Raw genomic sequence first — 20,924 nt, forward strand, 5'->3', positions numbered from 1 at the left:
CCCGCGGCAGACGCCCGCTCAATGCCGCGATTGCCGATAACACGGCTCTTGACGACCAGAAAGTGCTCACATACGCTCCGGCTAGCTTATCGGGGGTAGTCCGAAACTTTCGGCAGCTTGGCTCCGCGATGGGCTGAGTGCAGGTGAGCAAGGTCCTTCAGTCCACGCGAAGCACGTGTCTGCGAGGGTGATCTGCATCGATGCCGAACGTCTCCACCGCGCTCGCTCACGAGCTCACGCTGACGGAGTGCGAACCGATCGTCGTTCCCTTCCAGGGCGATCGCGCCGGTGACGGGCCCCTGACCCTCGGCCAGCTCAACATCCTCCGCTGGCTGGACGCTTTCCCCGACTCGCACGGCTGGATGCGGTGGGCGCTGGAACTGCCCGAGGGCACCGACCTGAGCGACGTCACCGAGACCTTCGCCGTTCTGCTGGCCCGCCATGAAGGGCTGCGCTCCACCTACGCGGCCGGCCCTCCCCCGGCCCAGCGGGTCGCCGCGGCAGGCGAGCTGGTCATCCACCGCTTCGACGCCGGCACACGACCGGTCGAGGCGGCGGAGCTCGGGCACCTCCTGGACACGCGCGCGCCGTACAGTCCCAAGACGCATCCGCTGCGCGTCGCCGTGGCCACGCGTGGCGGCAAGGTCCTCGCCGGCGTCATGGACCTCTCCCACCTGACCGCGGACTTCCTCGGCCTGGCCGTCTTCGGCCGCGAGTTCGCGCACCTGTTGCGTCACCCCGCGGACCGCGAGGGCGGGCAGGCCCGCCATCAGCCGCTGGACCAGGCCTGGGCCGAGCGGCGTGCGCCGTTGGCACGCCGTACGGCGAGCGCTCTGACGCTGTGGGAGAGCGTGCTGAACCGGGCGCCGCACCACCTCTACACGGCCGCCTCCACGGGCGCGCCGCGCGACTCGGTCGCCGCCGAGCTGTGCTCGCCGACCGCGGCGACGGCCCTGGCCACGATAGAGGCGCGTACCGGGTCCGGCCGCCCGGCGATCGTCCTGGCCGCGGTCTGCATCGTGCTCTCCCAGCGCACCGGCCAGAGTGCCGGTGACTTCCTGACGCTCTCCAGCAACCGGTACGACAGCCGGTCGGCGGACTACCTCGGGACCCTCGTCCAGTCGGCCCCCATGCGCGTCGACCTGGCGGCCATGAGTTTCGACAGCTGTGTCCATCAGGCCTGGCTGGCGACCGTGAAGGCGGGCAGGAACGGGATCTACGACGTCGAGAAACGCTCGCGCCTCGCCGCGCAGGCCGAGCGTCGGCGAGGTGTCCGCTTCTGCTTCGAGCCCCTGTTCAACAATCTCGTGGTGGGCAGGATCGACTCCCCGCCTCAGGAAGCACCGGCCGGGACCACTCTGACCTGGACACCGATGGTGGAGACCGACGTCATGCTCAGGTTCGACCTGTTCGCCGCGGAGGAAACGCTCCGCCTGCGGCTGTGGACCGGCCACCTGGACCGGGTCCCCAAGGGCGAGCTCGAACGGATCCTGCTGGCGATCGAGACCCTCCTCCTGTCGGCGGCCTCGGAGGATCTGAGCCGTCCGAGGATGGACGAGGTCACCGGGCTGGGCCCGCTCCCACGGGACGGCGACTGGCTGCTGGTCGACTCGTGCTGGATCCAGGTCGGCGACGTGCAGCGGCTCCTGGACGAGGTGCTCGCGCCGCTGCCCGCCCGGGTCTTCCCCGAGGTCCGGGGCGAGCCGCTGGTGGCCTTCCTCGCCCGCGGCCCGCGGGTCCGATCCGCCGAGGAGGCGCACACGCTCTGCATGGAGGGCCTGTCCCACCGGCCCACCGCGATGACACCCCGCCGCTACGTGCTCTGCGATCACGCCCCGGACGACGTGACCGACCTGGACGCCTGGTTGAGCCGGCCCGTGGTGGCGGAGGGCGCGGGCCGTACGACGGGGCACCCGGGATGACCGGCGTCGCCGGCCGGTGGATGCGCCACGTACAGACCCATCCCGGAGACGTCGCGATCCACGGCAGGAGCCGGATCGCCACCTACCACGACCTCGCCACCCGGGCATCGGGGTACCTGGCGGAACTCGATGCCGTCCCAGGCGGCGATCCCGTGCTCATCGTGTGCGCCGATCCGGTGGAGACCGTCGCCGCGATGCTCGCGGCCATGGCCTGCGGGCGCGTGTTCGCCCCCGCGGACGTACGGACGCCGCCCGCGCGGCTGGCCATGGCCATCGACGACCTGCGGCCGGGAGCGGTCGTCGTCGACCGGACCGGATCGCCGGTCGTGGCCGCGACCGGCAGGGAGGGGTTCCGGACCCTGGACGCCCGGGACGTACGGGACCACGCGGTGGATCCGGCACGATGGCACCGCGGCGAGCCGGACGGCCCCGGCTACGTCTATTTCACCTCGGGAACCACGGGCCGGCCGAAGGGGGTCATAGGCAGCCTCCCGGCGATCACGCACTTCGTCACCTGGGAGATCGACCTCTTGGGCGTGGACAGGGGCACGCGCGTCTCCTCGCTCACCTCCGCCGGATTCGATGCCTTCCTGCGCGACGCCTTCGTCCCGCTGTGCTCAGGCGGGACGATGGTCGTGGCTCCGCACAGCGCCCGCGGTGGCCAGGGGCTCGCCCGCTGGCTGGAGAGCGACCGCGTCCAGATCCTCCACTGCGTTCCCACGGTGTTCCGCACTCTCCGGGCGGCGGGCCTGGTACCCGGGTCGCTGCCGGAGCTGCGCACCGTCCTGCTGGCAGGAGAACCGGTACGCCCCTCCGACGTCCGCTCCTGGCAGGAGCTCTTCGGGACGGAGAAGGAGCTGATCAACCTCTACGGCCCTACCGAGACCACGATGACCAAGCTCTTCCACCGCATAACCGCCGCTGACGCGACCGCGGACTCGGTCCCCGTCGGCCGACCGCTCCCCGACGTGGCGGTGCGGCTCCTGGAGTCGGGCGAGGTCGAGCTGCGCACGCCCTTCCCGCTCCACGGCTACCTCGGGGAACGGCAGGGCGGCTTCGACCCGTCCGATCCGCACCTGTTCCGGACGGGCGACCTCGGCCGGTTCCGCCCGGACGGCTCCCTGGAGCTCCTGGGCAGACTCGACCGGCAGGTCAAGGTGAACGGCGTGCGCGTCGAGCTCGACGACGTCGCGAACGTGCTCATGCGCTGTCCCGGGGTCCACGACGCCCACGTCGTCCTCACGGGTGAAAAGCTCTGCGCGTACGTGGTCGCCAAGGACGGTCACCACGAGCAGCGGGTGCTGCGCCATCTGCGCGAGCAGCTCCCGCCCGGCGTCATTCCCGCCGTGTTCGTCTGGCTCGACGAGCTGCCACGTACCTTGAGCGGGAAGGTCGACCGCCCCCGGCTGCCCCAGCCTCCGGACAAGCCCCGCGGAAGAGAAAGAGCCGATGCGTTTTAGCCTGTTCTACTTCGCCGACGACAGCACGCAGCCTTCCGCCGACCGCTACGAGCTGCTCCTGGAGGGAGCACGCTACGCGGACGCGCACGGTTTCACGGCCGTGTGGACGCCGGAGCGCCACTTCCACGCCTTCGGCGGGCTCTATCCGAACTCAGCGGTGACCGGCGCGGCCGTCGCCGCGGTCACCGAACGCGTGGCCGTCCGTGCCGGCAGCGTGGTCGCCCCGCTGCATCACCCGATCCGCATCGCGGAGGACTGGGCCGTGGTCGACAACCTGTCCGGCGGGCGGGTGGGCGTGTCCTTCGCCTCCGGGTGGCACGCAGTGGACTTCGCCTTCAACCCCGGCGGGTACGCCGACAGGACCCGTATCACCGTCGAGACGCTGGAACAGGTCCGCCGGCTGTGGCGGGGGGAGGAAGTGAGCGTCGTCACCGGGGTGGGCGAGGAGCAACGGGTCCGCATCTTCCCGCCGCCCGTCCAGCCGGAGCTCCCGGTCTGGCTGACGAGCTCCGGCAGCGTCGAGACGTTCCGTACGGCCGGCGCCCTCGGCGTCGGCGTCCTGACCAACCTGCTCAACCAGAGCGTCGACGAGCTGGCACTCAAGATCAAGGAGTACCGTGCGGGACTCGCCGGCCGGCCCGGCGACGTCACGGTGATGCTGCACACCTACCTCGGGCCGACGACCGACGCGGTGCGGGAGGCGCTGACGGCGTACGTACGGAGCTCGGTCGGCCTGCACCTCGGTTCGAGCGCGGGCTCGGCGCGCGGCGTCGACCCCGCCGCGCTCGGGCGCAAGGGCGTCGAGTTCATGACGCGCAGAGCCGTCAAACGGTTCTTCGACGAGGCGGGCCTGCTGGGCGAACTGGACGTCGCGGCGGAACGCGTCCGCCGGCTGGCCGAGATCGGGGTGGACGAGATCGCCTGCCTCATCGACTTCGGCCTGGAGACGTCCGCGGTCCTCGGGAGCCTGGACCAGCTGGGCAAGCTGCTGGACAGCGGTGATCGCTGATGGACGCGCACACCAAGAGGCGCCTGCCCGAGGCCGAGGTCAACGGACTCGTCCACCGCGCGCTGGGGCGGCGCGCCGTCGCCGCGCGGGAGCTGGGAGCGGGCACGTTCGCCGCGCTGTGGCGGGTCCGGCTGGACGACGGCTGCGACGTGGTTCTCAAGCTGAGCCCTCCCGCCGATGCCACGCTCCTCGCCTACGAGCGGGACATCATCCGGACGGAGGCGATGTTCTACCCCCTCGCCGAGGGGACCGGCGTGCCGCAGCCCCGGTTGCTCCACGCCTGCCTCGACGACCCCGTACCGCACCTGATCATGACCGCGGTCGAGGGAATCCCGTGGTCGGAGGTGGCCGAACGGCTGGCCGAGGAAGAGTCCCGGCAGTTGCGCGCCACACTCGGGCAGTACGTCGCCGCGCTCCATCGCGTCAGGGGGACCGAGTTCGGCTACCCGCACCTGCCCGGGATGAGGGCCGCCACCTGGAAGGATGCCTTCCTGGCCATGGTCGACGGCCTCCTCGCCGACGCCGTCCGGTTCGACGCCGACCTGCCCTGGCCGGCCGGCGAGATCGCGCGTGCCGTACGGGCCGGCGCCGGCGCGCTCGACGAGGTCACCGAGCCGGCCCTGGTCCACTTCGACCTGTGGCCCGGCAACATCCTGCTGGACCTCGACCGCCGGCCGCCGCGCCTCGCCGCGCTGATCGACCACGAGCGCGCGTTCTGGGGGGACCCGCTGGCCGACTTCGTCTCCCTCGACGTGTACGGCAGGGCCGAGCACGACCCGGACCTGCTCCGGGGCTACCGGCAGGCCGGCGGCCGCCTGGAGCTCACCGAGGGCGCGCTCACCCGGCTCGCCCTCTACCGGACCTACCTCTATCTGATCATGATCATCGAGGAGAAGCCCCGGGGATTCGATGACGCCGACCGCCATGACCGCATCGTGAAAGGGCTCCTCGAACAGCTGATCCGCTGAAACCGCGTAGGGAGATGACCAAGATGGAGAGAAGGTTTACGGAGAATCGGTCCAGCAGGACGCTGACCCCGACCGAGTTCGCCGACGTCCGGCGCAAGCTCACGGTGCGGTCGCGGACCAAGAGAGGGGTCGGAGCCGATCCCGGCTACGCCACCGATCTGCCCAGTGAGCTCAGCCTGCAGCTCACCTACTCCTGCAACCTGCGCTGCGACCACTGTTTCCAGTGGAACGACCAGGGCTTCCTGCGCGACTACCGCAGAGACCGGGTGACCGCCGAGCTGGACATCGAGGTGCTCGAACGGCTGCTCCGCGAGACGGACGAGACCAGGCCCAAGACCTGGTTGTGGGGCGGCGAGCCGCTGATGTACCGCCGCCTGCCCGAACTGGCCGAGCTCCTGCTCCGTTACCCGCGCAAGGTCAACATCTGCACGAACGGCCTGCTCATCGAGCGCAACCTGGAGCATCTGCTCAAGCTCGGCAGCAACCTCAACCTGACGGTCAGCCTCGACGGGCTCGAAGCCGACCACGAGGCGCTGCGCGGACCGAGATCGTTCTCCCGGACGGAACGCAACCTCAAGACCCTGCTCGACCTGCGCAGGAGCGGAGAGTATCGGGGCGAGGTTACCGTCAACTCCATGGTCAGCAACGCGACGGCAGGCCGCCTGTACGAGTTCATGGAGTGGGCCGAGGAGCTCGAACTCCACTCGGTCTTCTTCCAGCTGCCCTGGTGGATCACTCCCGAGGCCGCCGCGCGGATGGACGACGTGTACGCGCGTGACTTCGCCTGGCTCAACCCGCCGCCCCCGCCTGGCCAGGCCACCTGGCACTCCTACACCTACCACCTCGAACCGGACAACATCCCCGTCCTGCGGGAGTCGATGAGGAGACTGGCCGGACGCGTGTGGCGGCCCTGGATCCGCTACACGCCCGAAGTGACGCTCGACGACGTCACCGACTTCGCCCTCGGCCGCAGCCGGCTGGTCGCGGGCAAGTCCACCTGCCTGGCGGTCTCCAGCCGGTTGGAGGTGCACGCCGACGGCAAGGTCAGCTCGTGCAAGTTCTTCCCCGAGTTCATCGTCGGGGACATCAGGGACGGGACGCTGGCGGAGGTCTGGCACAGCCCCGCCTTCCGCCGGGTGCGCACCACGCTGCGCGCGACGGGCCTGATGCCCGTCTGCTCCAAGTGCTCGTCGCTCTACGAGAACGGAGTGTGAACGAGATGGACGACCTCCTGCCGCAGATCAAGTCGATGCTGGCCGAGGCCCTGGGCGACGACTGGACCGCGGAGGAGCTCGGCGACGACGCGGACATCATCCGCGAGCTGGGCATGGACTCCATCCAGTTGATCAGCTTCCTGTTCATGGTCGAGGAGAGGTTCGACGTGGAGCTCGACTTCGACCGGCTGGACATCGAGGGGCTCTACTCCATCCGCGCCTTCTGCGGTTTCGTCCTGTCGCACGTCAACGCCCTGGCATGATCGCGATTCTGACCGGCGGCCCGGGGCTGGGCGCCCACGTCACCGGCCTGCTGCTCAGGCGACGACTGAAGGAGCTCGGGGCAACCGGCGAGGTCTTCCTGGCGGAGGCGTTCTGGCAGCCCGAACGGCGCGAAAGGATCTCCGCCAGCAAGGAGGCGTACCAGCGCGACTTCCGTCTCGCCCGGGTCGGCCAGCGCCTCTTCCGCAACCTGTCGGACGCCTTCGACCCGATGCTGATCGCATCGGTGCAGAAGCGCTGGCATGACGACGAGGTCCGCCGTTTCGTCGTCTTCAGCGGTCTCTGGCTGCCCGTCGTGGAGCGTTACGCGGAGGAGTTCGGGGCGGTGCCCGTTGACGTGTGCCACGCCGACTCGGCCAACTCGCCGTCCTTCGCCCGCCGGGCCGGGTCGCTGGACAGGCATCGGGAGGTGTGGCTGTTCGACTCCGCCGGCAACGACATCCCCTGGACGATCAGGGCCACCACCGAGCCGCCGCTGCGCTGGGAGGATCGGGACAGGCGCGTCATGGCGCACGGCGGCGGCTGGTCGATGGGCACGTACCTGGAGCGGGCCGCGGAGCTGAGCGCCGCGGGACTGCCGCTCGACCTCGTGGTGCGCGACGCCGGCGAGGCCCCCGACCTGGCTCCCGGGTCGCGCCGCTTCATGATGGACCCCTCCTGGAACCCCTGGCACGACGACGGCTTCCCGCCCTTCGGCGAGATCGTCGCCGCAGCGCCGCCCGTATATGAGCAGGCCGAGGACCACCACCAGGCACTCGACCTGACCAGGCACGCCGTGGCGGTTATGGCCAAGCTGGGCGGAGGCACGATCCTCGACGCGTTCACCGCGGCGACGCCGATCATCGGCCTGGAGGGGTACGGCGAGCACGAGGATCGCAACGTGCGGTTCTGCGTTGATCTGGGGATCGGCATCACGTTCGAGACGTGGCGGGACACCGGCTTCTCGCTGGAGCCGCTCGCGCGGATGCACCGGCGCCTGCTCGACCTGCGGGACCGGCCCCGCGACTACGCACGGGAGCTGGCCACCACGTAGATCACCCGGCACGTCGGCGACCCGGGCGTTCTCGCCGTGGTGCCCCTGGCGCCGGCACCGCTCGTCGGCCTGAAACTTTCAGTTTGTTTCCGGGTGAACGCCGCGAAACCTGCCAGCAAGAGGGGCATGGGCCGCCGCTTGTCCGGGGCGGAGAGCGGGCCGCGCCTTGACGGCACCTGGCCGCCTCGGATTTGCTCCGTCGCACCACCACCATGACGGAGGACAGGCAGGTGAGTGATGTTACGGGGTAGATCCATCTTCGCCGCTGTCGCGGTCACGGCGCTTCTCGTGACGGCCACCGGTGGTGCGGCGCTGAGCAGCAGCGCGACCACGTCACGCGGAGCGAGCGCCGCCGCACCGACGCAGGGCTGTGGAAAGACTCCGACGCTCAGAAGCGGCACGCAGTCGATGCAGAGCGGTGGCCGGACTCGCTCCTTCATCTTGAGAATTCCCGACAACTACCGCAACGACAATCCCTACCAGTTGATCTTCGGGTTCCACTGGAGAGGGGGCACCGCCAACGACGTCGACTCGGGCGGGACCAGCGGATTCACCTGGTCTTACTACGGGCTCAGGCAACTGGCGAACAACACCGCGATCTTCGTCGCCCCCCAGGGCCTGAACAACGGCTGGGCCAATTCCGGCGGCGAAGACCTGACCTTCGTCGACGACCTGATCAGGCTGATCGAAGCAGACCTGTGTGTCGACACCACGCAGCGGTTCGCCGGAGGTTTCAGCTACGGCGGCGGCATGAGCTACGCCCTGGCCTGCGCCCGGGCGACGGTCTTCCGCGCGGTCGCCGTCTACTCCGGCGCGCAGCTCAGCGGCTGCGCCGGCGGCACCCAGCCCATCGCCTACCTCGGGCTGCACGGTCTCAGGGACGACGTGCTCAACATCTCGCTGGGCCGGTCCCTGCGCGACACGTTCGCCAGGAACAACGGTTGCACTTCCCAGAACCCTCCTGAGCCGGCACAGGGCAGCCTGAGTCACATCGTCACCGCCTACTCGGGATGCCGAGCCGGGTACCCGGTCGTATGGGCGGCGTTCGACGGGGGTCATACCCCCGGCCCCGTGGACGGGTCCACCGCCGACGACGGCGCACGGACCTGGACCAAGGCAGTGGTGTGGAACTTCTTCAACCAGTTCCAGGGGGGCACGAACGACACCACACCACCCACCGCCCCTGCCGGGCTGACGGCCTCCGGCACCACCGCCGGCGGCACCAACCTGTCCTGGACCGCCTCCACCGACGACGTCGGGGTGAGCGGCTATGACATCCTGCGCGCACCCGGAGCCACCGGCGGCACCTTCGCCCAGGCCGGCACCTCGGCCACGACCTCGTTCAGCGACACGGGCCTGACACCGAGCACCACCTACCGTTATCAGGTCCGCGCGCGGGACGCCGCCGGCAACCTCTCGCCGGTGTCCGACACCGTCCAGGTCACCACCAGCGGCGGCGGCACCACCGGAGCCTGCACAGCCACGCCGACCGTGCAGACCCAGTGGGGTACCGGGTACGTGATCCAGCCGCTGACGGTCACCAACACCAGTACCTCGACGATCAACGGTTGGACGGTCACCTTCACGCTCCCGGCCGGGCACACGCTGACCGGCTCGTGGAACGCCACCGTCACCACCAGCGGGCAGACCGTCACGGCCAGGAGCATGAGCTTCAACGGCACGCTGGCCCCCGGAGCCGGCACCACCAGCCTCGGCTTCCAGGCCGGCCGTCCCGGCGGCGACACGGCCCTGCCGTCCGGATACGCCTGCACCAGCCCGTGAACGACATCCAGACGATTTCCGATATGGGAAAGGCCGTCACCATCTCTGCTCTGGAGTCAGGACGTGCCGGGTCCGGTCCCCGAGCCAGGCCGCTTCGAGGATCGCGGTCAAGCTGGCGGTGTCGGTCGGGCCCGGATGGTTCTGGATCAGGCGGGTGACACCGCCGGCCATCTCCGCGAAGCGCGGGAGGTCGGCGCGTGCCACGCCGATGTCCGCCAAGGTAGGAGGAATGCCGATGCCGGCGAGGAGCCCGTCGAGCCAGGTGAGGAACGTCTCCGCGGCCTCGGCCTCCGAGGCGCCGGTCACGTCGAGCCCGCACACCCCGGCCAGGATGGCCAGCCGGTCACCGATGGCGTCCCTGGCCGCGTCCAGCGCGTAGGGCAGCAGCAGCCCGACGCCCAGGCCGTGCGGTGTGTGGGTGGCTGCGCCGATGGGGTACTGGAGGGCGTGCGGAGCCGCGTTGCCCGCGTGGGCGAAGGCGAGCCCGGCCAGCATGGACCCGTAGGACATGTCCGCGCGCGCGTCCTTGTCGCCTCCGTCCCTGACGACCTGGGGCAGGCTGCGGGCGATCCGCTCCGCGGCCAGGAGCGCGTAGTGATCGGTGATCGGGTTGCGGCCGAGGAAGACCTGCTCCACCGGATCGCGCGGTCCGTGGGGCCGGGGCCGCGCGGTGTAGCTCTCCACCGCGTGGCAGAACGCGTCGATGCCGGAGTGGGCGGTGACGGTCGCCGGGCAGGTGTAGGTGAGCTCGGGGTCGACGATGGCGAAGTCGGGCACGATGTGGACGCTGGAGACCCCCACCTTCAGCTCGCGGTCCGGGTCGGTCAGCACCGAGACGGGCGTGAGCTCGGAGCCGGTGCCCGACGTCGTCGGGATCGCGACGAGAGGAATCGTCGGCCCCGGCACCTTCGACTCGCCGTAGAAGTCGCGCGGCGTCCCACCGTGGCATCGGATGACGCCGACGATCTTGGCGAGGTCGATCACCGTGCCGCCTCCGATGGCGAGGATGACGTCGGCGTCCACCTCTGCGGCGGCCGAGACGGCCAGGGCGACGTCGGTGAGCGGCACGTCCGGAGTCGCGTCGGCGAACACCTCGACGGCTTCGACCTTCTCCCGTACGGCGGCCACGATCTCGGCCACGCCCGGCTGCCCCAGAAGAACCCGGTCGGTCACGATGAGGACGCGCGAGCCGCACTCGGCCACCACGCGTGGAATGTTCTGCGCGACCCCTTCGCCCACGATCAGCTGGCGTGGTCCGCGGACGGTCTCAAGCATGTCGGTGCCTCTCTGGAACGTCGGCGGTGATGTGCTGGACCCCCGGGTTCCGGCGGATCCGTGCCGGTCACGGCAGGTCGATCGCCGCGTAGGTGACGTCGAGGTACTCGAGGATGCCCTCGTGCGACCCCTCCTTGCCGATCCCGGACTGATTCACGCCTCCGAACGGAGCCGACGGGTCCGAGATCAGGCCACGGTTGACGCCGACCATCCCCGTCTCCAGCCCCTCGGCGAACCGGAGCGCCCGCCGGAGGTCACGGGTGAAGACGTATCCGGCCAGGCCGTGCTCGGTGTCGTTGGCCTGCGCCATCACCTCGTCGTCGGACGTGAACGAGATGATCGGCGCCACCGGGCCGAAGATCTCCGTCCGCAGCATCCGGGCGTCTTCGGGCACGTCGACGAGGACCGTGGGCGGGTAGAAGTGGCCCGGCCCGTCCGGACGCTCGCCGCCCACCAGGACACGGGCGCCGCGATCGACCGCGTCGGCGACGAGCTCGTCGAGCTTGGTGACCGCCGCCTCGTCGATCAACGCCCCGACGTCCACGCCGTCGTCGAGACCGTGACCCACCGAGAGCGCGCCCATCCGCTCGGTGAAGCGCGCCGTGAACTCCTCGCGCACCGGCTCCTCGACGTAGATCCGGTTGGCCGCGATGCAGGACTCCCCGATGTTGCGCATCTTGGCCACCATGGCGCCGTCGAGCGCGACGTCCAGGTCCGCGTCGGCACACACGATCAGGGCCGCGTTGCCGCCCAGTTCCATGGAGGTGCGCAGCACGTTGTCCGCCGCCTGTCGCAGCAGCAGCCGCCCGACCTCGGTCGACCCGGTGAACGACAGCTTGCGGATCCGGCGGTCGGCCAGCAGCGCTGAGACCACCTCGCCGGCCCGCTCGGTGGTCACGACGTTGACGACCCCCGGGGGAACGCCGGCCTCCTCCATGATGCGGGCCAGGAACAGCATGGTGAGTGGCGTCTGGGCGGCCGGCTTGGTGATCGTCGTGCAGCCCGCCGCCAGCGCGGGAGCGATCTTGCGGGCACCCATGGCCAGCGGAAAGTTCCAGGGCGTCACGAAGACGCACGGTCCGACCGGCTTCGGTACGGTGAGGATGCGATATCCGCCGGCGGGAGCCGTGTTGTAGCGTCCCTCGACACGCACCGCCTCCTCGGCGAACCAGCGGAAGAACTCGGCGCCGTAGGCCACCTCTCCCCTGGCCTCGGCGAGCGGCTTGCCCATCTCGAGCGTGATCAGCCGGGCGACCTCCTCGGATCGCCCGATCAGTGCCCGGTACGTCGCGGTCAGCAACTCCGACCGTTGTCGCGGCGGGGTCGCCGCCCACTCCGCCATCGCCGCGCTCGCCGCGTCCAGGGCGGCGAGCCCGTCCGCGACGCCGGCGTCCGCCACCTCGGCGATGGTCTTGCCGGTGGCCGGGTCCTCGACGGCGAAGGTGGCTCCGCCGGCGGCGTCGCGCCAGGCGTCGCCGATCCGCAGCCGCCGGTGCTCGGGGGCCAGGACGTTCATCGGGTCACTCATCGCGCCGCCTCCTGTGCAGTTCTCGATGCGCCACCGATCACCTTCCGGCTTCGGACAGCGCCAGCCCGGTGCCCGCATCGAACAGGTGCGCACGGTCCAGGTCGACCGTGACGAGCAACCGCTCGCCCGGCGTACCGGTGACGGTGGTCCGTGCCTTGACCTTGAGGATCTCCGTCCCCACCCGGACGTCGACCACCGTCCGGTCACCGAGCGGCTCAAGGCCGTAGAGCTCACCCGGCAACGACGCGTCCCCCCGCCGCTCGACGGACAGGTCCTCCGCGCGCACGCCCAGCAGCAGCGGGCGACCGTCCTCGGCCGTGGTCCAGCGGGGCCGCGGCAGCGTCCAGCCTTCCGCCCCGACCAGACGATCTCCCTCGGCGTGGCAGGCGAGCAGGCTGATCGGCGGGCTCCCAACGAATCCCGCGACCCACTGGTTGGCCGGACGCTCGTACACTTCGGCCGGCGTTCCGGTCTGCTGCACCTTTCCCTCCTTGAGCACCGCGACCTGGTCGGCCATGGACAGGGCCTCAACCTGGTCGTTGGTGACGTAGACGAAGGTCGCTCCGAGGCTGCGGTGGATGCGGGTGAGCTCGGTGCGCATCTCGACCCGGAGCTTGAGATCGAGGTTCGTCAGCGGCTCGTCCATGAGGAACGCGCGTGGGTGACGTACCAGCGCCCGGGCCAGGGCGACCCGCTGCATCTCGCCGCCCGACAACTGCGCCGGACGACGCTGCAGCAGCCGTTCGATGTGCAGCAGGCTCGAGATCCGCTCGACGGCGGCGGCGATCTCGCTCGCGGAACAGCGGCGTGCCCGCAGCGGCGAAGCGATGTTCTCGTACGCCGTGTGCCGCGGGTAGAGGGCGTAGTTCTGGAAGACCATGGCCAGGTCGCGTGCGGCCGGGGCGTCACCGGTCGCGTCCCTCCCGTCCAGATGCACCGACCCGGCGTCGAGCTTGTCCAGGCCGGCGATCGCGCGCAGGGTCGTCGTCTTGCCCGCCCCGGAGGGTCCGAGCACGACAAAGAACGATCCGTCCGGAACGTCCAGCGTCACCCCGTCCAGGGCCTGGACCTTGCCGAAGGACTTGCGCAGCCCGCGCACCGCCACGGTTCCCATCAGGCCACCAGCTCTTCCGTGTGCACGTCGTAGACCGCCGGAGTCCCGCCGGTGTGCCGCAGCCCGACCGGTGCGTCAGCGGCGAAACGGACGGTCGGCGGCATCCGCACCCGTACGTCCCTCTGTCCGCCGTGGTCGACCACGTAGATGATCTCGTCGCCGAGCCACTCCGCCGAGACCACGCGGGCCGGGACCGAACGTTCCGCCTGTGGTTCGGTGACTTCCAGCGCCTCCGGCCGGACGCCCGCGACCAGGCGACGGTCGCGCGGCAGGCCCGGCGGTGGCGTGAGGACCAGTCCGCCCTGACCGCGCAGCTTCCCGTCGGCCACCTCCACCTCGATCAGGTTCATCGGCGGAGAGCCGATGAACGCGGCGCAGAAGAGACTCGCCGGACGGTCGTAGACCTCCAGCGGCGTGCCGATCTGCTCGACGCGGCCCTTGTTGAGTATGGCGATCCTGTGGCCGAGCGACATGGCCTCGACCTGGTCGTGGGTGACGTAGACCATCGTCGTCCCCAGCTCCCCCTGCAGGTGCTTGATCTCCGTGCGCATGTCCGCTCTCAGCTCCGCGTCCAGATTGGTGAGCGGTTCGTCCATGAGGAACGCGCGCGGCCGTCGCACCAGCGCGCGGGCGAGCGCGACGCGCTGCTGCTCCCCGCCGGACAGCCGGCGCGGCCGCCGGTCCAGGAGCGGACCGAGCCGCATCAGCCGGGCGGCCTCGTCGACCCGCTCGTGCACCTCCGCCTTGGGCAGTCCCTCGGCCCGCAGCGGGAAGGCCAGGTTGTCGCGGGTTCGCAGATGCGGGTAGAGCGCGTAGAACTGGAACACCATGGCGATGTCGCGCTCGGCCGGCGGCAGGTCGTTGACCAGCGTGTCGCCGATGCGGATGTCGCCTGTCGTCTGCCGCTCCAGGCCGGCTACGGCCCGCAGTGTGGTCGTCTTGCCGCAACCCGAAGGGCCGAGCATCACGAACAGCTCACCGTCGCGGATGGACAGGTCCACGTGATCGACCGCGACCGTCCCGTCCGGGTAGCGCTTGTGCAGGGCGCTCACCTCGATGCCGGCCATCAGCGTCGCACCGCCCCGAGCGTCACACCGGCGACGAGGTGCTTGCGCACCAGATAGGCGAAGACGAGCACCGGCAGGGCGAACACCACGGAGGCGGCGGCCACCAGACCCCAGTCCACGGTGGTTCCGCCGATGAGGCCGGCGATGGCGGGCGGGGCCGTCCGCACGCTGTCGCTGGAGGTGAGGAAGATGGCGAACACGAACTCGTTCCACGAGAAGATGAGCGCGAAGACCGCCGTCGCGGCGATGCCGGGCAGCAGCAGGGGCAAGGTGTATCGCCAGAACGCCTGCAAGCGGGTGTAGCCGTCGAGCATGGCGGCGTCCTCGTACTCCGCGGGCACCTCGTCGACGAACCCCTTCATCATCCAGATCGTGAACGGGACGTTGAACGCGGCGTAGATGAGGATCAGGCCGAGCTTGCTGTCGATGAGCCCGACCTGGCGGTACATGAGGAAGATCGGGATCACGACCACCACGGGCGGCATGAAGCGGGTGGACAGGATGAAGAACAGCTGGTCCTTCTTGGCCTTCATCGCGAAGCGCGAGTAGGCCCAGGCCGCCGGCACCCCCAGCACGGTGGCCAGCGCCGTGGAGGCCCCGGCGACCACGACGGAGTTGAGAAACGCGACGGACAGGGTCGAACGACCGCTGCCGGAGGCGACGAACACGTCCTTGTAATGGTCCATGGTGACCTTGAAGTCGAAGAACTTGGCCGGGATGGCGTAGACGTCCCGGTTCTCCTTGATGGACGTCTCGATCATCCACAGCACCGGAAAGAGCATCACGGCGGCCAGCACGGTCAGCAGCGCGACCTCCAGCGCGGAGCGGCCCCGGCCGCCGAAGCGGCGCGTGGGGGACCTCCGATCCCGGGCGGGCCGTGTGGACACGGCCTCGTCGACGGAGACGGCCATCAGTCCTCCTTGAGCTTGTTCAGGTAGCGCAGGTAGAGCTGCGTGAGGATGATGACGACGAGGATCATCAGGATCCCGTACGCCGAGGCGGTCCCGGTGTTGAAGCCCAGGAACGCGACCTTGTAGACGTGGAACGACAACGTCTCGGTGGAGACCCCCGGACCTCCGCTGGTGAGGATGTAGACCAGGTCGAACAGCCGGAAGGCCTCGATGGCCCTGAACAGCACGGCGATGAGGAGCAGTGGCCACACCAGGGGAAGCGTGATGGTGCGGAACCGGAACCACTCGGACGCCCGATCGATCGAGGCGGCCTCGTACAGGTACCGGGGAACCGCGGTGAGGCCCGCGAGTGCGATGAGCATGATGAACGGCGTCCACTGCCAGGTGTCGACCAGGATCAGGGAGATCAGTGCCGTTCGCTGCCCGGTGAGCCACTCCACCTGCCCCAGGCCGATCGAGCCGAGCATGCTGTTGACCACGCCGAACTGCGCGTCGAGCATGAACCTCCAGAACAGCCCCACCACGACCGGCGACAGCATCATCGGCACCAGGAACAGCGTGGTCAGCAGTCCTCGCCCGCGCGTGCGCCGTGAGATCAGGTAGGCGATGGCGAAACCGAGCACGGTCTGCAGGGTGACCGCGCCGACCACGTAGACCAGCGTCGTCAAGGCCCTCAGGTGAACCTGCTCAGAAGCCAGGATGGCGGTGTAGTTCCCGAACCCGACGAACTGGGCCGGCCCCCCGCGGGTGGCCGAGTAGTCGGTGAAGGACAGGTACACCGCCCACAGCAACGGGAACACCGACATGGCGAGCAACAGCAGCAGCGCGGGCGAGGTGAAGGCCACGGCGAGCCCGCGGTCGCTCAGGCGGCGGGACCGGCCCGGTGCGGGCGGCGTCGCGGACGCCACCCGCCCGGGCTGGTCGGTCGTCAGGGGGGCGGAGTCACTCACAGTCCGCCGCCGCCCTTGCCTCCGGCGGCGTCGAGCACGCTCTGCTGCTCCTTGGCGATGTCGTCGAGCGCCTCCTTCGGTGTCTTCGCGCCGTTGAGAGCCGCGTTCACGTTGGTGTTCTCGATGTCGACGAGGCGCGCGTACTCGGGCACGTTCCACATGTCCCGCATCCGCGGCACCGAGTCGGTGTACACCTGGTTGAACGGCGCGGCGTCGAGGAACTCGGGCGACTCCAGGGCGTCCGTACGCGAGGGCACGCCACCGGCCGCGGCCCACTTCTTCTGGATGTCGGCCTGCTCGAACCACTTCATGAAGCTCAGGGCCTCGGCCTGGTTCGCCTCGGGGGAATAGGCCGACACGTGCATCCCCATGCCGCCGAGAGGCACCAGGTTCGTCTTCTGGCTCGGCAGGGTGGCGAAACCCAGCTTGCCGAGAATCTGCTCCCGTGTGGTGCCGAGCGTCGACTGCTTCGGGTCGAGCAGGCCGCCGCTCGCGGCGATCCAGTTGAACGCGATGCAGGCCTTGCCCTGGGCGACAGCCGCGTTCACCTCGTCGATGAACCAGTTGCCTGAGCCCTTGGCGGTCAGCGGCTTCATCTTGTTGACCAGGACGTCCATCGCCTCCTGGCCCGCGGCGTCGTTGAGGACGCCGTTGATCTTGCGCGTCTTCGGGTTCCAGAGGTTGCCGCCGTAGACGCCGTTGACCGTGTTGTAGGTGACGGCCGCGGCGTCGGAGCCGTTGGCCTGGTGGAAGGCCAGCCCGCTGACGCCGGGGTTGTCCGCCTGGCACTTCTCGGCGACCGAGATCATCTCGTCCCAGGTCTGCGGTGGCTGGTCGCCGATCAGGTCCTTGCGGTAGATCATCGTCCAGGTGTCGCCGAGCAGCGGCAGTCCGTACAGGCTGGCGTTCTCGTCGCGCTTGCCGGTCTCCGCCTGGGGGAACTGGCCGTAGGCCGCCAGGAGGTACGGGTTGTAGGCCTTGACGTCGATGTTCTTCTTGACGAAGTCGGTGATGTCGAGGATGTTGCCGTTCGTCACGGCCTCGCCGATGTGTTGCGAGTCCAGGATCGGGATGTCGAAGTCGGTCTTGTGCGCGGCGAACTGGGTGAACATCGCGTCGTGCCAGTTCGCGTTCGGCACGGTCTTGACCTTGATGGTCACGTTCGGCCGCAGCTTGGTGTACTCCGCGTTGGCGAAGGTTTCCAGCGCGTGGGCGGGGGGCCAGTCGAACCAGATGAAGCTGAGGGTCAGCGGATCCTTGGTGAGTTCCGGAATGGTCGCCGGCGCCTTGGGGGCGCTGTCGTTCTGGCCGCCGCAGGCCGCCATGGTCGTGGCCACCACCATGGCCGCCGTCGCCAGCCGCACTTTTCGCCCTGGAACGGACAGTCGTCCTCTTCGTCGGGGATACCGCATCTTCTCGCCTGCTTTCTGGGCGGGGACTTCTGGAGCCTTGCTGCGTGCTTCGCCGAGCGGTTACTGGGTTGTTCGGGCGTGTCACCGGCCGGCGCAGGGCTGACCCGCGGACCGGAGTCACGCATGCGCCGCGACGTGGTGGGGCTTCAAGCAGTCGGGAATTCGGTCCTTGTACGGTCCGGTGGCGAACCGAGCAGGACGTCGAGCATGCTCATGGAAGCTCCAACTGATCGAAGCGGAGCGATGGCGGACGGTTCCCCGATAGGTGAGGATGGCTGGCATCCGCCACCTTTCCTATACGATCCGGTGGGGAGCGTCAACATCCCGCAGTATGGCGACCGATGTCAACAGGTTCCCGGAGACGCAAGAAAGGACCTCACGTGACGATGGACGACGAAGCGGTGATCGCGCGGCGCCGTGAGGCCATGACGGACGGAACGCCGCCGCCGAGATCTCGCGGCCGGCTCGCCGACGAGGTGTACGACACGCTGCTCGGACAGATGATGTCGCTCCGGATCGAGCCCGGTTCCCGCGTCACGATCGATGTCCTGGCGCGGGAGCTGGGGGTCTCGCAGACGCCGATCCGAGACGCTCTGAACCGCATGGAGGCCGAGGGCCTGGTCGTGCGGGTGCCCCATGCCGGCTATCACATTCCCCCCCAGATCACCCGGCACCGCTTCGAGGACATGCTGGAGGTCCGCCTGCTCCTCGAACCGGCGGCGGCGCGCAGATCCGCCGAACGCGCGTCCTCGGACCAGGTGGCCGGCATGCGGCGGATGCTGGAGGACATGGTGGAGTTGGAGGGGGGCAAGGGCCCCATGGCCTATGGCGCCTTCGGGCTGCGCGACGCCGCTTTTCACGATCTCGTCGCCCTGAGCGCGGAGAACCAGGTCATCCGCGAAGCGCTCGCCCGCCTGCACACGCACGTGCACCTGTTCCGGCTGCACCGCGACGCCCAGGTCACCCACCTGGCCATGGCCGAGCACGAGGAGGTTCTGGCCGCGATCGCCGCGCGCGACCCCGACGCCGCCGCCTACGCCATGCGCCGGCACATCCTGCTGTCCGGCGAGCGGTTCCGGCGATTGTTCGACGAGGCCGAGGGCGCGAGCGGAATGGCGGCGGAGGCTTGACGAGCGGGCTGGGTCGAGAAATGCTAACTCAATCCGATCAGATCGGATTGGATCCACCTCACCCGCCCCAGATGCGAGGAGAAGCAGGTGCCCCGAGCGCTGCTCCTGACCGGCGACGCCGCCGAGGAGCTCGACACCATGTATCCCTACTATCGCGTGCAGGAGGGTGGCTGGGACGTCGACGTCTCGTCACGGACGATGCGTGACGTTCAGCTGGTCATCCACGAGTTCGACCCCGACTCCGACGCCTACGTGGAGAAGAACGGCCGGAAGCTGCCGGTGGACGTGCCCTGGGCCGAGGTCGACGTCGAGCGCTATGACGCCCTCATCATCCCCGGGGGACGCGCTCCCGAGTGGATCCGGGTCGACGCCGACGTCAGGCGCATCACCGAGCACTTCTTCGCGCGCAACCTCCCGATCGCGCTGGTGTGCCACGGCGCGCAGGTGCCGGCGGTGTACGGGCTGCTGAAAGGGCGGAAGACGGCGTGCTTCCCGCCGATCACCGGTGACATGGAGAACGCGGGCGCGACGGTCATCGACGCTCCCGACGTCGTGGACGGCAACCTCGTCTCCTGCCGGGGGTGGCCCGACATGCCGCAGTTCGGCAGGGCGATGATGGAGGTCTTCTCGAAGTCCGTCAACTCCGCATCGGCATGAGCACGCCCGGCCCGTCCCGGTGACGGCAGTTCGGACCGTCACCATCGGCGGCTCCCCCGTCCACGTCCTGGAGAGCGGCACCGGGCCCGCGGTGCTGATGCTGCACGGCTCCGGACCCGGTACGACCGGATCCGGCGCCTGGGCGACGACGGCCCAGGCGCTGAGCACGTCCTGGCACCTGGTGGCTCCTGACCAGGCGGGGTTCGGCCGTACCCCGATCCCGGCGGGCTCCAGAGGCGGGCTCCGGCTGTGGACGGAACAAGCCGCCGGCCTGATGGATGCTCTCGGTGCCGAGCACTACGCCGTGGTGGGCCACTCCATGGGCGGCGCCGTGGCGCTGGCGCTGGCGGCCGCGCGTCCCCAGCAGGTCACCCGGGTCGTGGCGGTCTCGACGATGGGCGCCCCCGGGGCGCCGCTGTCCGCCGACCTCGACGCGATCTGGGCCGCCGCCCCCGGCCCGCTCGGGGCACGGGACATGCTGAGCCGCCTCGTCCTCGACCAGGCGCTCGTGACCGAGTCGGCCGTCGCCGCCCGCGCGGCCGCGATGCGCGCGGGGGCGGCCGCATACGCGTCGCTGTTTCCTCCACCCAGGGCACGCTGGGCCGACGACCTCACCCTCTCGGCACGGACGCTGGCGGGAATCCGCGCACCCGTGCTGCTCGTCCACGGCGCCGACGACCGCGTCACCCCGCTCGGGACGGCAGCCCTGCCCCTGCTCGAACACCTGGCCGACGTCCGCCTGCACGTCCTCGGCCGATGCGGGCACGTGCCATCGCTTGAGCACCCGCACGACTTCAGGCGACTCCTGTCGTGCTTCCTCGACCGGTGATATCGGCGGCAGTCGCAAGGCGCGACGCCATCCCGCGCGCGGCCCCCATCGGGGACCAGCCCTGAGGCCCATGCGGTCCTGAGTCGTTCCGGCGGAACGTTCAGCCCTCCTCGCAGCCGCGACTGCATCTCCCGACCAGGGTGGCGCTGCCATGAACGCGAGAGCGGCACGTACGCATGCCAGTTGGCTCGTCAGGGACAAGGGCTCGTTCTACCTCGCGATGGCCACCGGCTGGCTGCGCCTGATCGGAGTCGACTCCGGCCTGCTGCCGACCTCGGACTCCGGCCGGAGTCTCCCGTCCTGGTCAAGAGCTGTGCCGGCCCGCGGAACACCCTCCAGGTGACCAAGATCGAAGGGCGCGGCGGGCGCCGGCTCGCCGGC

The 20,924-nt window shown here is 69.8% G+C and carries 19 protein-coding genes; 12 read left to right on the forward strand and 7 right to left on the reverse strand.

The window, feature by feature from the left end; genetic code table 11:
- Positions 1-200: 200 nt before the first annotated feature.
- The 8 genes from AB0C27_RS27930 (at position 201) to AB0C27_RS27965 (ending at position 9,670) form a co-directional block, all read left to right on the forward strand.
- The gene (locus tag AB0C27_RS27930; RefSeq protein ID WP_357849203.1) at positions 201-1,922 is read left to right on the forward strand and encodes a condensation domain-containing protein; all 1,722 of its coding nucleotides are present in this window, start codon (positions 201-203) and stop codon (positions 1,920-1,922) included.
- Positions 1,919-3,382 carry an AMP-binding protein gene (locus AB0C27_RS27935; protein ID WP_357849206.1) on the forward strand — a complete coding sequence of 488 codons (1,464 nt, stop codon included), beginning with the start codon at positions 1,919-1,921 and terminating at the stop codon, positions 3,380-3,382. Before AB0C27_RS27930 ends, AB0C27_RS27935 begins: the two co-directional genes overlap by 4 nt.
- Positions 3,372-4,391, forward strand: coding sequence for a MupA/Atu3671 family FMN-dependent luciferase-like monooxygenase (locus AB0C27_RS27940; RefSeq protein WP_357849209.1), 1,020 nt, complete (start codon positions 3,372-3,374; stop codon positions 4,389-4,391). The genes AB0C27_RS27935 and AB0C27_RS27940 overlap by 11 nt, the downstream gene beginning before the upstream one ends.
- A complete protein-coding gene (locus AB0C27_RS27945) occupies positions 4,391-5,359 on the forward strand; it encodes a phosphotransferase (RefSeq protein ID WP_357849212.1) in 969 nt (322 codons plus the stop codon). The genes AB0C27_RS27940 and AB0C27_RS27945 overlap by 1 nt, the downstream gene beginning before the upstream one ends.
- A 23-nt stretch (positions 5,360-5,382) precedes the next feature.
- Positions 5,383-6,573 carry a radical SAM protein gene (locus AB0C27_RS27950; RefSeq protein ID WP_357849215.1) on the forward strand — a complete coding sequence of 397 codons (1,191 nt, stop codon included), beginning with the start codon at positions 5,383-5,385 and terminating at the stop codon, positions 6,571-6,573.
- A 5-nt stretch (positions 6,574-6,578) separates the two neighbouring features.
- On the forward strand, positions 6,579-6,836 hold the full coding sequence (locus tag AB0C27_RS27955) for an acyl carrier protein (protein ID WP_357850245.1): 258 nt from the start codon (positions 6,579-6,581) through the stop codon (positions 6,834-6,836).
- Positions 6,833-7,888, forward strand: coding sequence for a hypothetical protein (locus AB0C27_RS27960; RefSeq protein ID WP_357849218.1), 1,056 nt, complete (start codon positions 6,833-6,835; stop codon positions 7,886-7,888). Before AB0C27_RS27955 ends, AB0C27_RS27960 begins: the two co-directional genes overlap by 4 nt.
- Before the next feature lie 441 nt (positions 7,889-8,329).
- Positions 8,330-9,670 (forward strand): cellulose binding domain-containing protein, encoded by a 1,341-nt coding sequence (locus AB0C27_RS27965; RefSeq protein WP_357849220.1) that lies wholly within the window; start codon positions 8,330-8,332, stop codon positions 9,668-9,670.
- Between the two features lie 36 nt (positions 9,671-9,706).
- Here the strand turns inward: AB0C27_RS27965 and AB0C27_RS27970 are convergent, their stop codons facing one another.
- The 7 genes from AB0C27_RS27970 to AB0C27_RS28000 form a co-directional block, all read right to left on the reverse strand.
- Entirely contained in the window at positions 9,707-10,945 is a 1,239-nt protein-coding gene (locus tag AB0C27_RS27970) for an iron-containing alcohol dehydrogenase (RefSeq protein WP_357849223.1), read from the reverse strand.
- A gap of 67 nt (positions 10,946-11,012) precedes the next feature.
- Positions 11,013-12,473: an NAD-dependent succinate-semialdehyde dehydrogenase gene (locus AB0C27_RS27975; protein ID WP_357849226.1), complete on the reverse strand. Its 1,461-nt coding sequence runs from the start codon at positions 12,471-12,473 to the stop codon at positions 11,013-11,015.
- A gap of 37 nt (positions 12,474-12,510) precedes the next feature.
- Entirely contained in the window at positions 12,511-13,587 is a 1,077-nt protein-coding gene (locus AB0C27_RS27980; RefSeq protein ID WP_357849229.1) for an ABC transporter ATP-binding protein, read from the reverse strand.
- Positions 13,587-14,654, reverse strand: coding sequence for an ATP-binding cassette domain-containing protein (locus AB0C27_RS27985; protein WP_357849232.1), 1,068 nt, complete (start codon positions 14,652-14,654; stop codon positions 13,587-13,589). Before AB0C27_RS27985 ends, AB0C27_RS27980 begins: the two co-directional genes overlap by 1 nt.
- Positions 14,654-15,565: a carbohydrate ABC transporter permease gene (locus tag AB0C27_RS27990; RefSeq protein WP_346109047.1), complete on the reverse strand. Its 912-nt coding sequence runs from the start codon at positions 15,563-15,565 to the stop codon at positions 14,654-14,656. The genes AB0C27_RS27985 and AB0C27_RS27990 overlap by 1 nt, the downstream gene beginning before the upstream one ends.
- Positions 15,565-16,515, reverse strand: coding sequence for a sugar ABC transporter permease (locus AB0C27_RS27995; RefSeq protein WP_346109045.1), 951 nt, complete (start codon positions 16,513-16,515; stop codon positions 15,565-15,567). Before AB0C27_RS27995 ends, AB0C27_RS27990 begins: the two co-directional genes overlap by 1 nt.
- Positions 16,512-17,879 (reverse strand): extracellular solute-binding protein, encoded by a 1,368-nt coding sequence (locus AB0C27_RS28000; RefSeq protein ID WP_357849236.1) that lies wholly within the window; start codon positions 17,877-17,879, stop codon positions 16,512-16,514. Before AB0C27_RS28000 ends, AB0C27_RS27995 begins: the two co-directional genes overlap by 4 nt.
- A 434-nt stretch (positions 17,880-18,313) precedes the next feature.
- On the opposite strand from AB0C27_RS28000, the gene AB0C27_RS28005 reads away from it, so the two are divergent.
- The 4 genes from AB0C27_RS28005 (at position 18,314) to AB0C27_RS28020 (ending at position 20,886) form a co-directional block, all read left to right on the forward strand.
- Positions 18,314-19,057: a GntR family transcriptional regulator gene (locus AB0C27_RS28005; protein ID WP_346109062.1), complete on the forward strand. Its 744-nt coding sequence runs from the start codon at positions 18,314-18,316 to the stop codon at positions 19,055-19,057.
- 87 nt (positions 19,058-19,144) lie between these two features.
- On the forward strand, positions 19,145-19,714 hold the full coding sequence (locus AB0C27_RS28010) for a DJ-1/PfpI family protein (protein WP_357849239.1): 570 nt from the start codon (positions 19,145-19,147) through the stop codon (positions 19,712-19,714).
- A 19-nt stretch (positions 19,715-19,733) separates the two neighbouring features.
- Entirely contained in the window at positions 19,734-20,543 is an 810-nt protein-coding gene (locus tag AB0C27_RS28015) for an alpha/beta hydrolase (RefSeq protein WP_357849242.1), read from the forward strand.
- A gap of 151 nt (positions 20,544-20,694) precedes the next feature.
- Positions 20,695-20,886 carry a hypothetical protein gene (locus AB0C27_RS28020; RefSeq protein WP_357849246.1) on the forward strand — a complete coding sequence of 64 codons (192 nt, stop codon included), beginning with the start codon at positions 20,695-20,697 and terminating at the stop codon, positions 20,884-20,886.
- The last annotated feature ends 38 nt before the right edge of the window (positions 20,887-20,924 follow it).

This window comes from Nonomuraea sp. NPDC048882 (assembly GCF_040649755.1).
GTDB lineage: Bacteria > Actinomycetota > Actinomycetes > Streptosporangiales > Streptosporangiaceae > Nonomuraea > Nonomuraea maheshkhaliensis.

Bases quoted from the DNA above. Each gene is read 5' to 3' on its own strand.
- AB0C27_RS28005 (WP_346109062.1), top strand. From the start codon at position 18,314: ATGGACGACGAAGCGGTGATCGCGCGGCGCCGTGAGGCCATGACGGAC.
- AB0C27_RS27935 (WP_357849206.1), top strand. From the start codon at position 1,919: ATGACCGGCGTCGCCGGCCGGTGGATGCGCCACGTACAGACCCATCCC.
- AB0C27_RS27940 (WP_357849209.1), top strand. From the start codon at position 3,372: ATGCGTTTTAGCCTGTTCTACTTCGCCGACGACAGCACGCAGCCTTCC.
- AB0C27_RS27960 (WP_357849218.1), top strand. From the start codon at position 6,833: ATGATCGCGATTCTGACCGGCGGCCCGGGGCTGGGCGCCCACGTCACC.
- AB0C27_RS27950 (WP_357849215.1), top strand. From the start codon at position 5,383: ATGGAGAGAAGGTTTACGGAGAATCGGTCCAGCAGGACGCTGACCCCG.
- AB0C27_RS27930 (WP_357849203.1), top strand. From the start codon at position 201: ATGCCGAACGTCTCCACCGCGCTCGCTCACGAGCTCACGCTGACGGAG.
- AB0C27_RS27970 (WP_357849223.1), bottom strand. From the start codon at position 10,945: ATGCTTGAGACCGTCCGCGGACCACGCCAGCTGATCGTGGGCGAAGGG.
- AB0C27_RS28020 (WP_357849246.1), top strand. From the start codon at position 20,695: ATGAACGCGAGAGCGGCACGTACGCATGCCAGTTGGCTCGTCAGGGAC.
- AB0C27_RS27945 (WP_357849212.1), top strand. From the start codon at position 4,391: ATGGACGCGCACACCAAGAGGCGCCTGCCCGAGGCCGAGGTCAACGGA.
- AB0C27_RS27985 (WP_357849232.1), bottom strand. From the start codon at position 14,654: ATGGCCGGCATCGAGGTGAGCGCCCTGCACAAGCGCTACCCGGACGGG.
- AB0C27_RS27990 (WP_346109047.1), bottom strand. From the start codon at position 15,565: ATGGCCGTCTCCGTCGACGAGGCCGTGTCCACACGGCCCGCCCGGGAT.
- AB0C27_RS27975 (WP_357849226.1), bottom strand. From the start codon at position 12,473: ATGAGTGACCCGATGAACGTCCTGGCCCCCGAGCACCGGCGGCTGCGG.
- AB0C27_RS27955 (WP_357850245.1), top strand. From the start codon at position 6,579: ATGGACGACCTCCTGCCGCAGATCAAGTCGATGCTGGCCGAGGCCCTG.
- AB0C27_RS27980 (WP_357849229.1), bottom strand. From the start codon at position 13,587: ATGGGAACCGTGGCGGTGCGCGGGCTGCGCAAGTCCTTCGGCAAGGTC.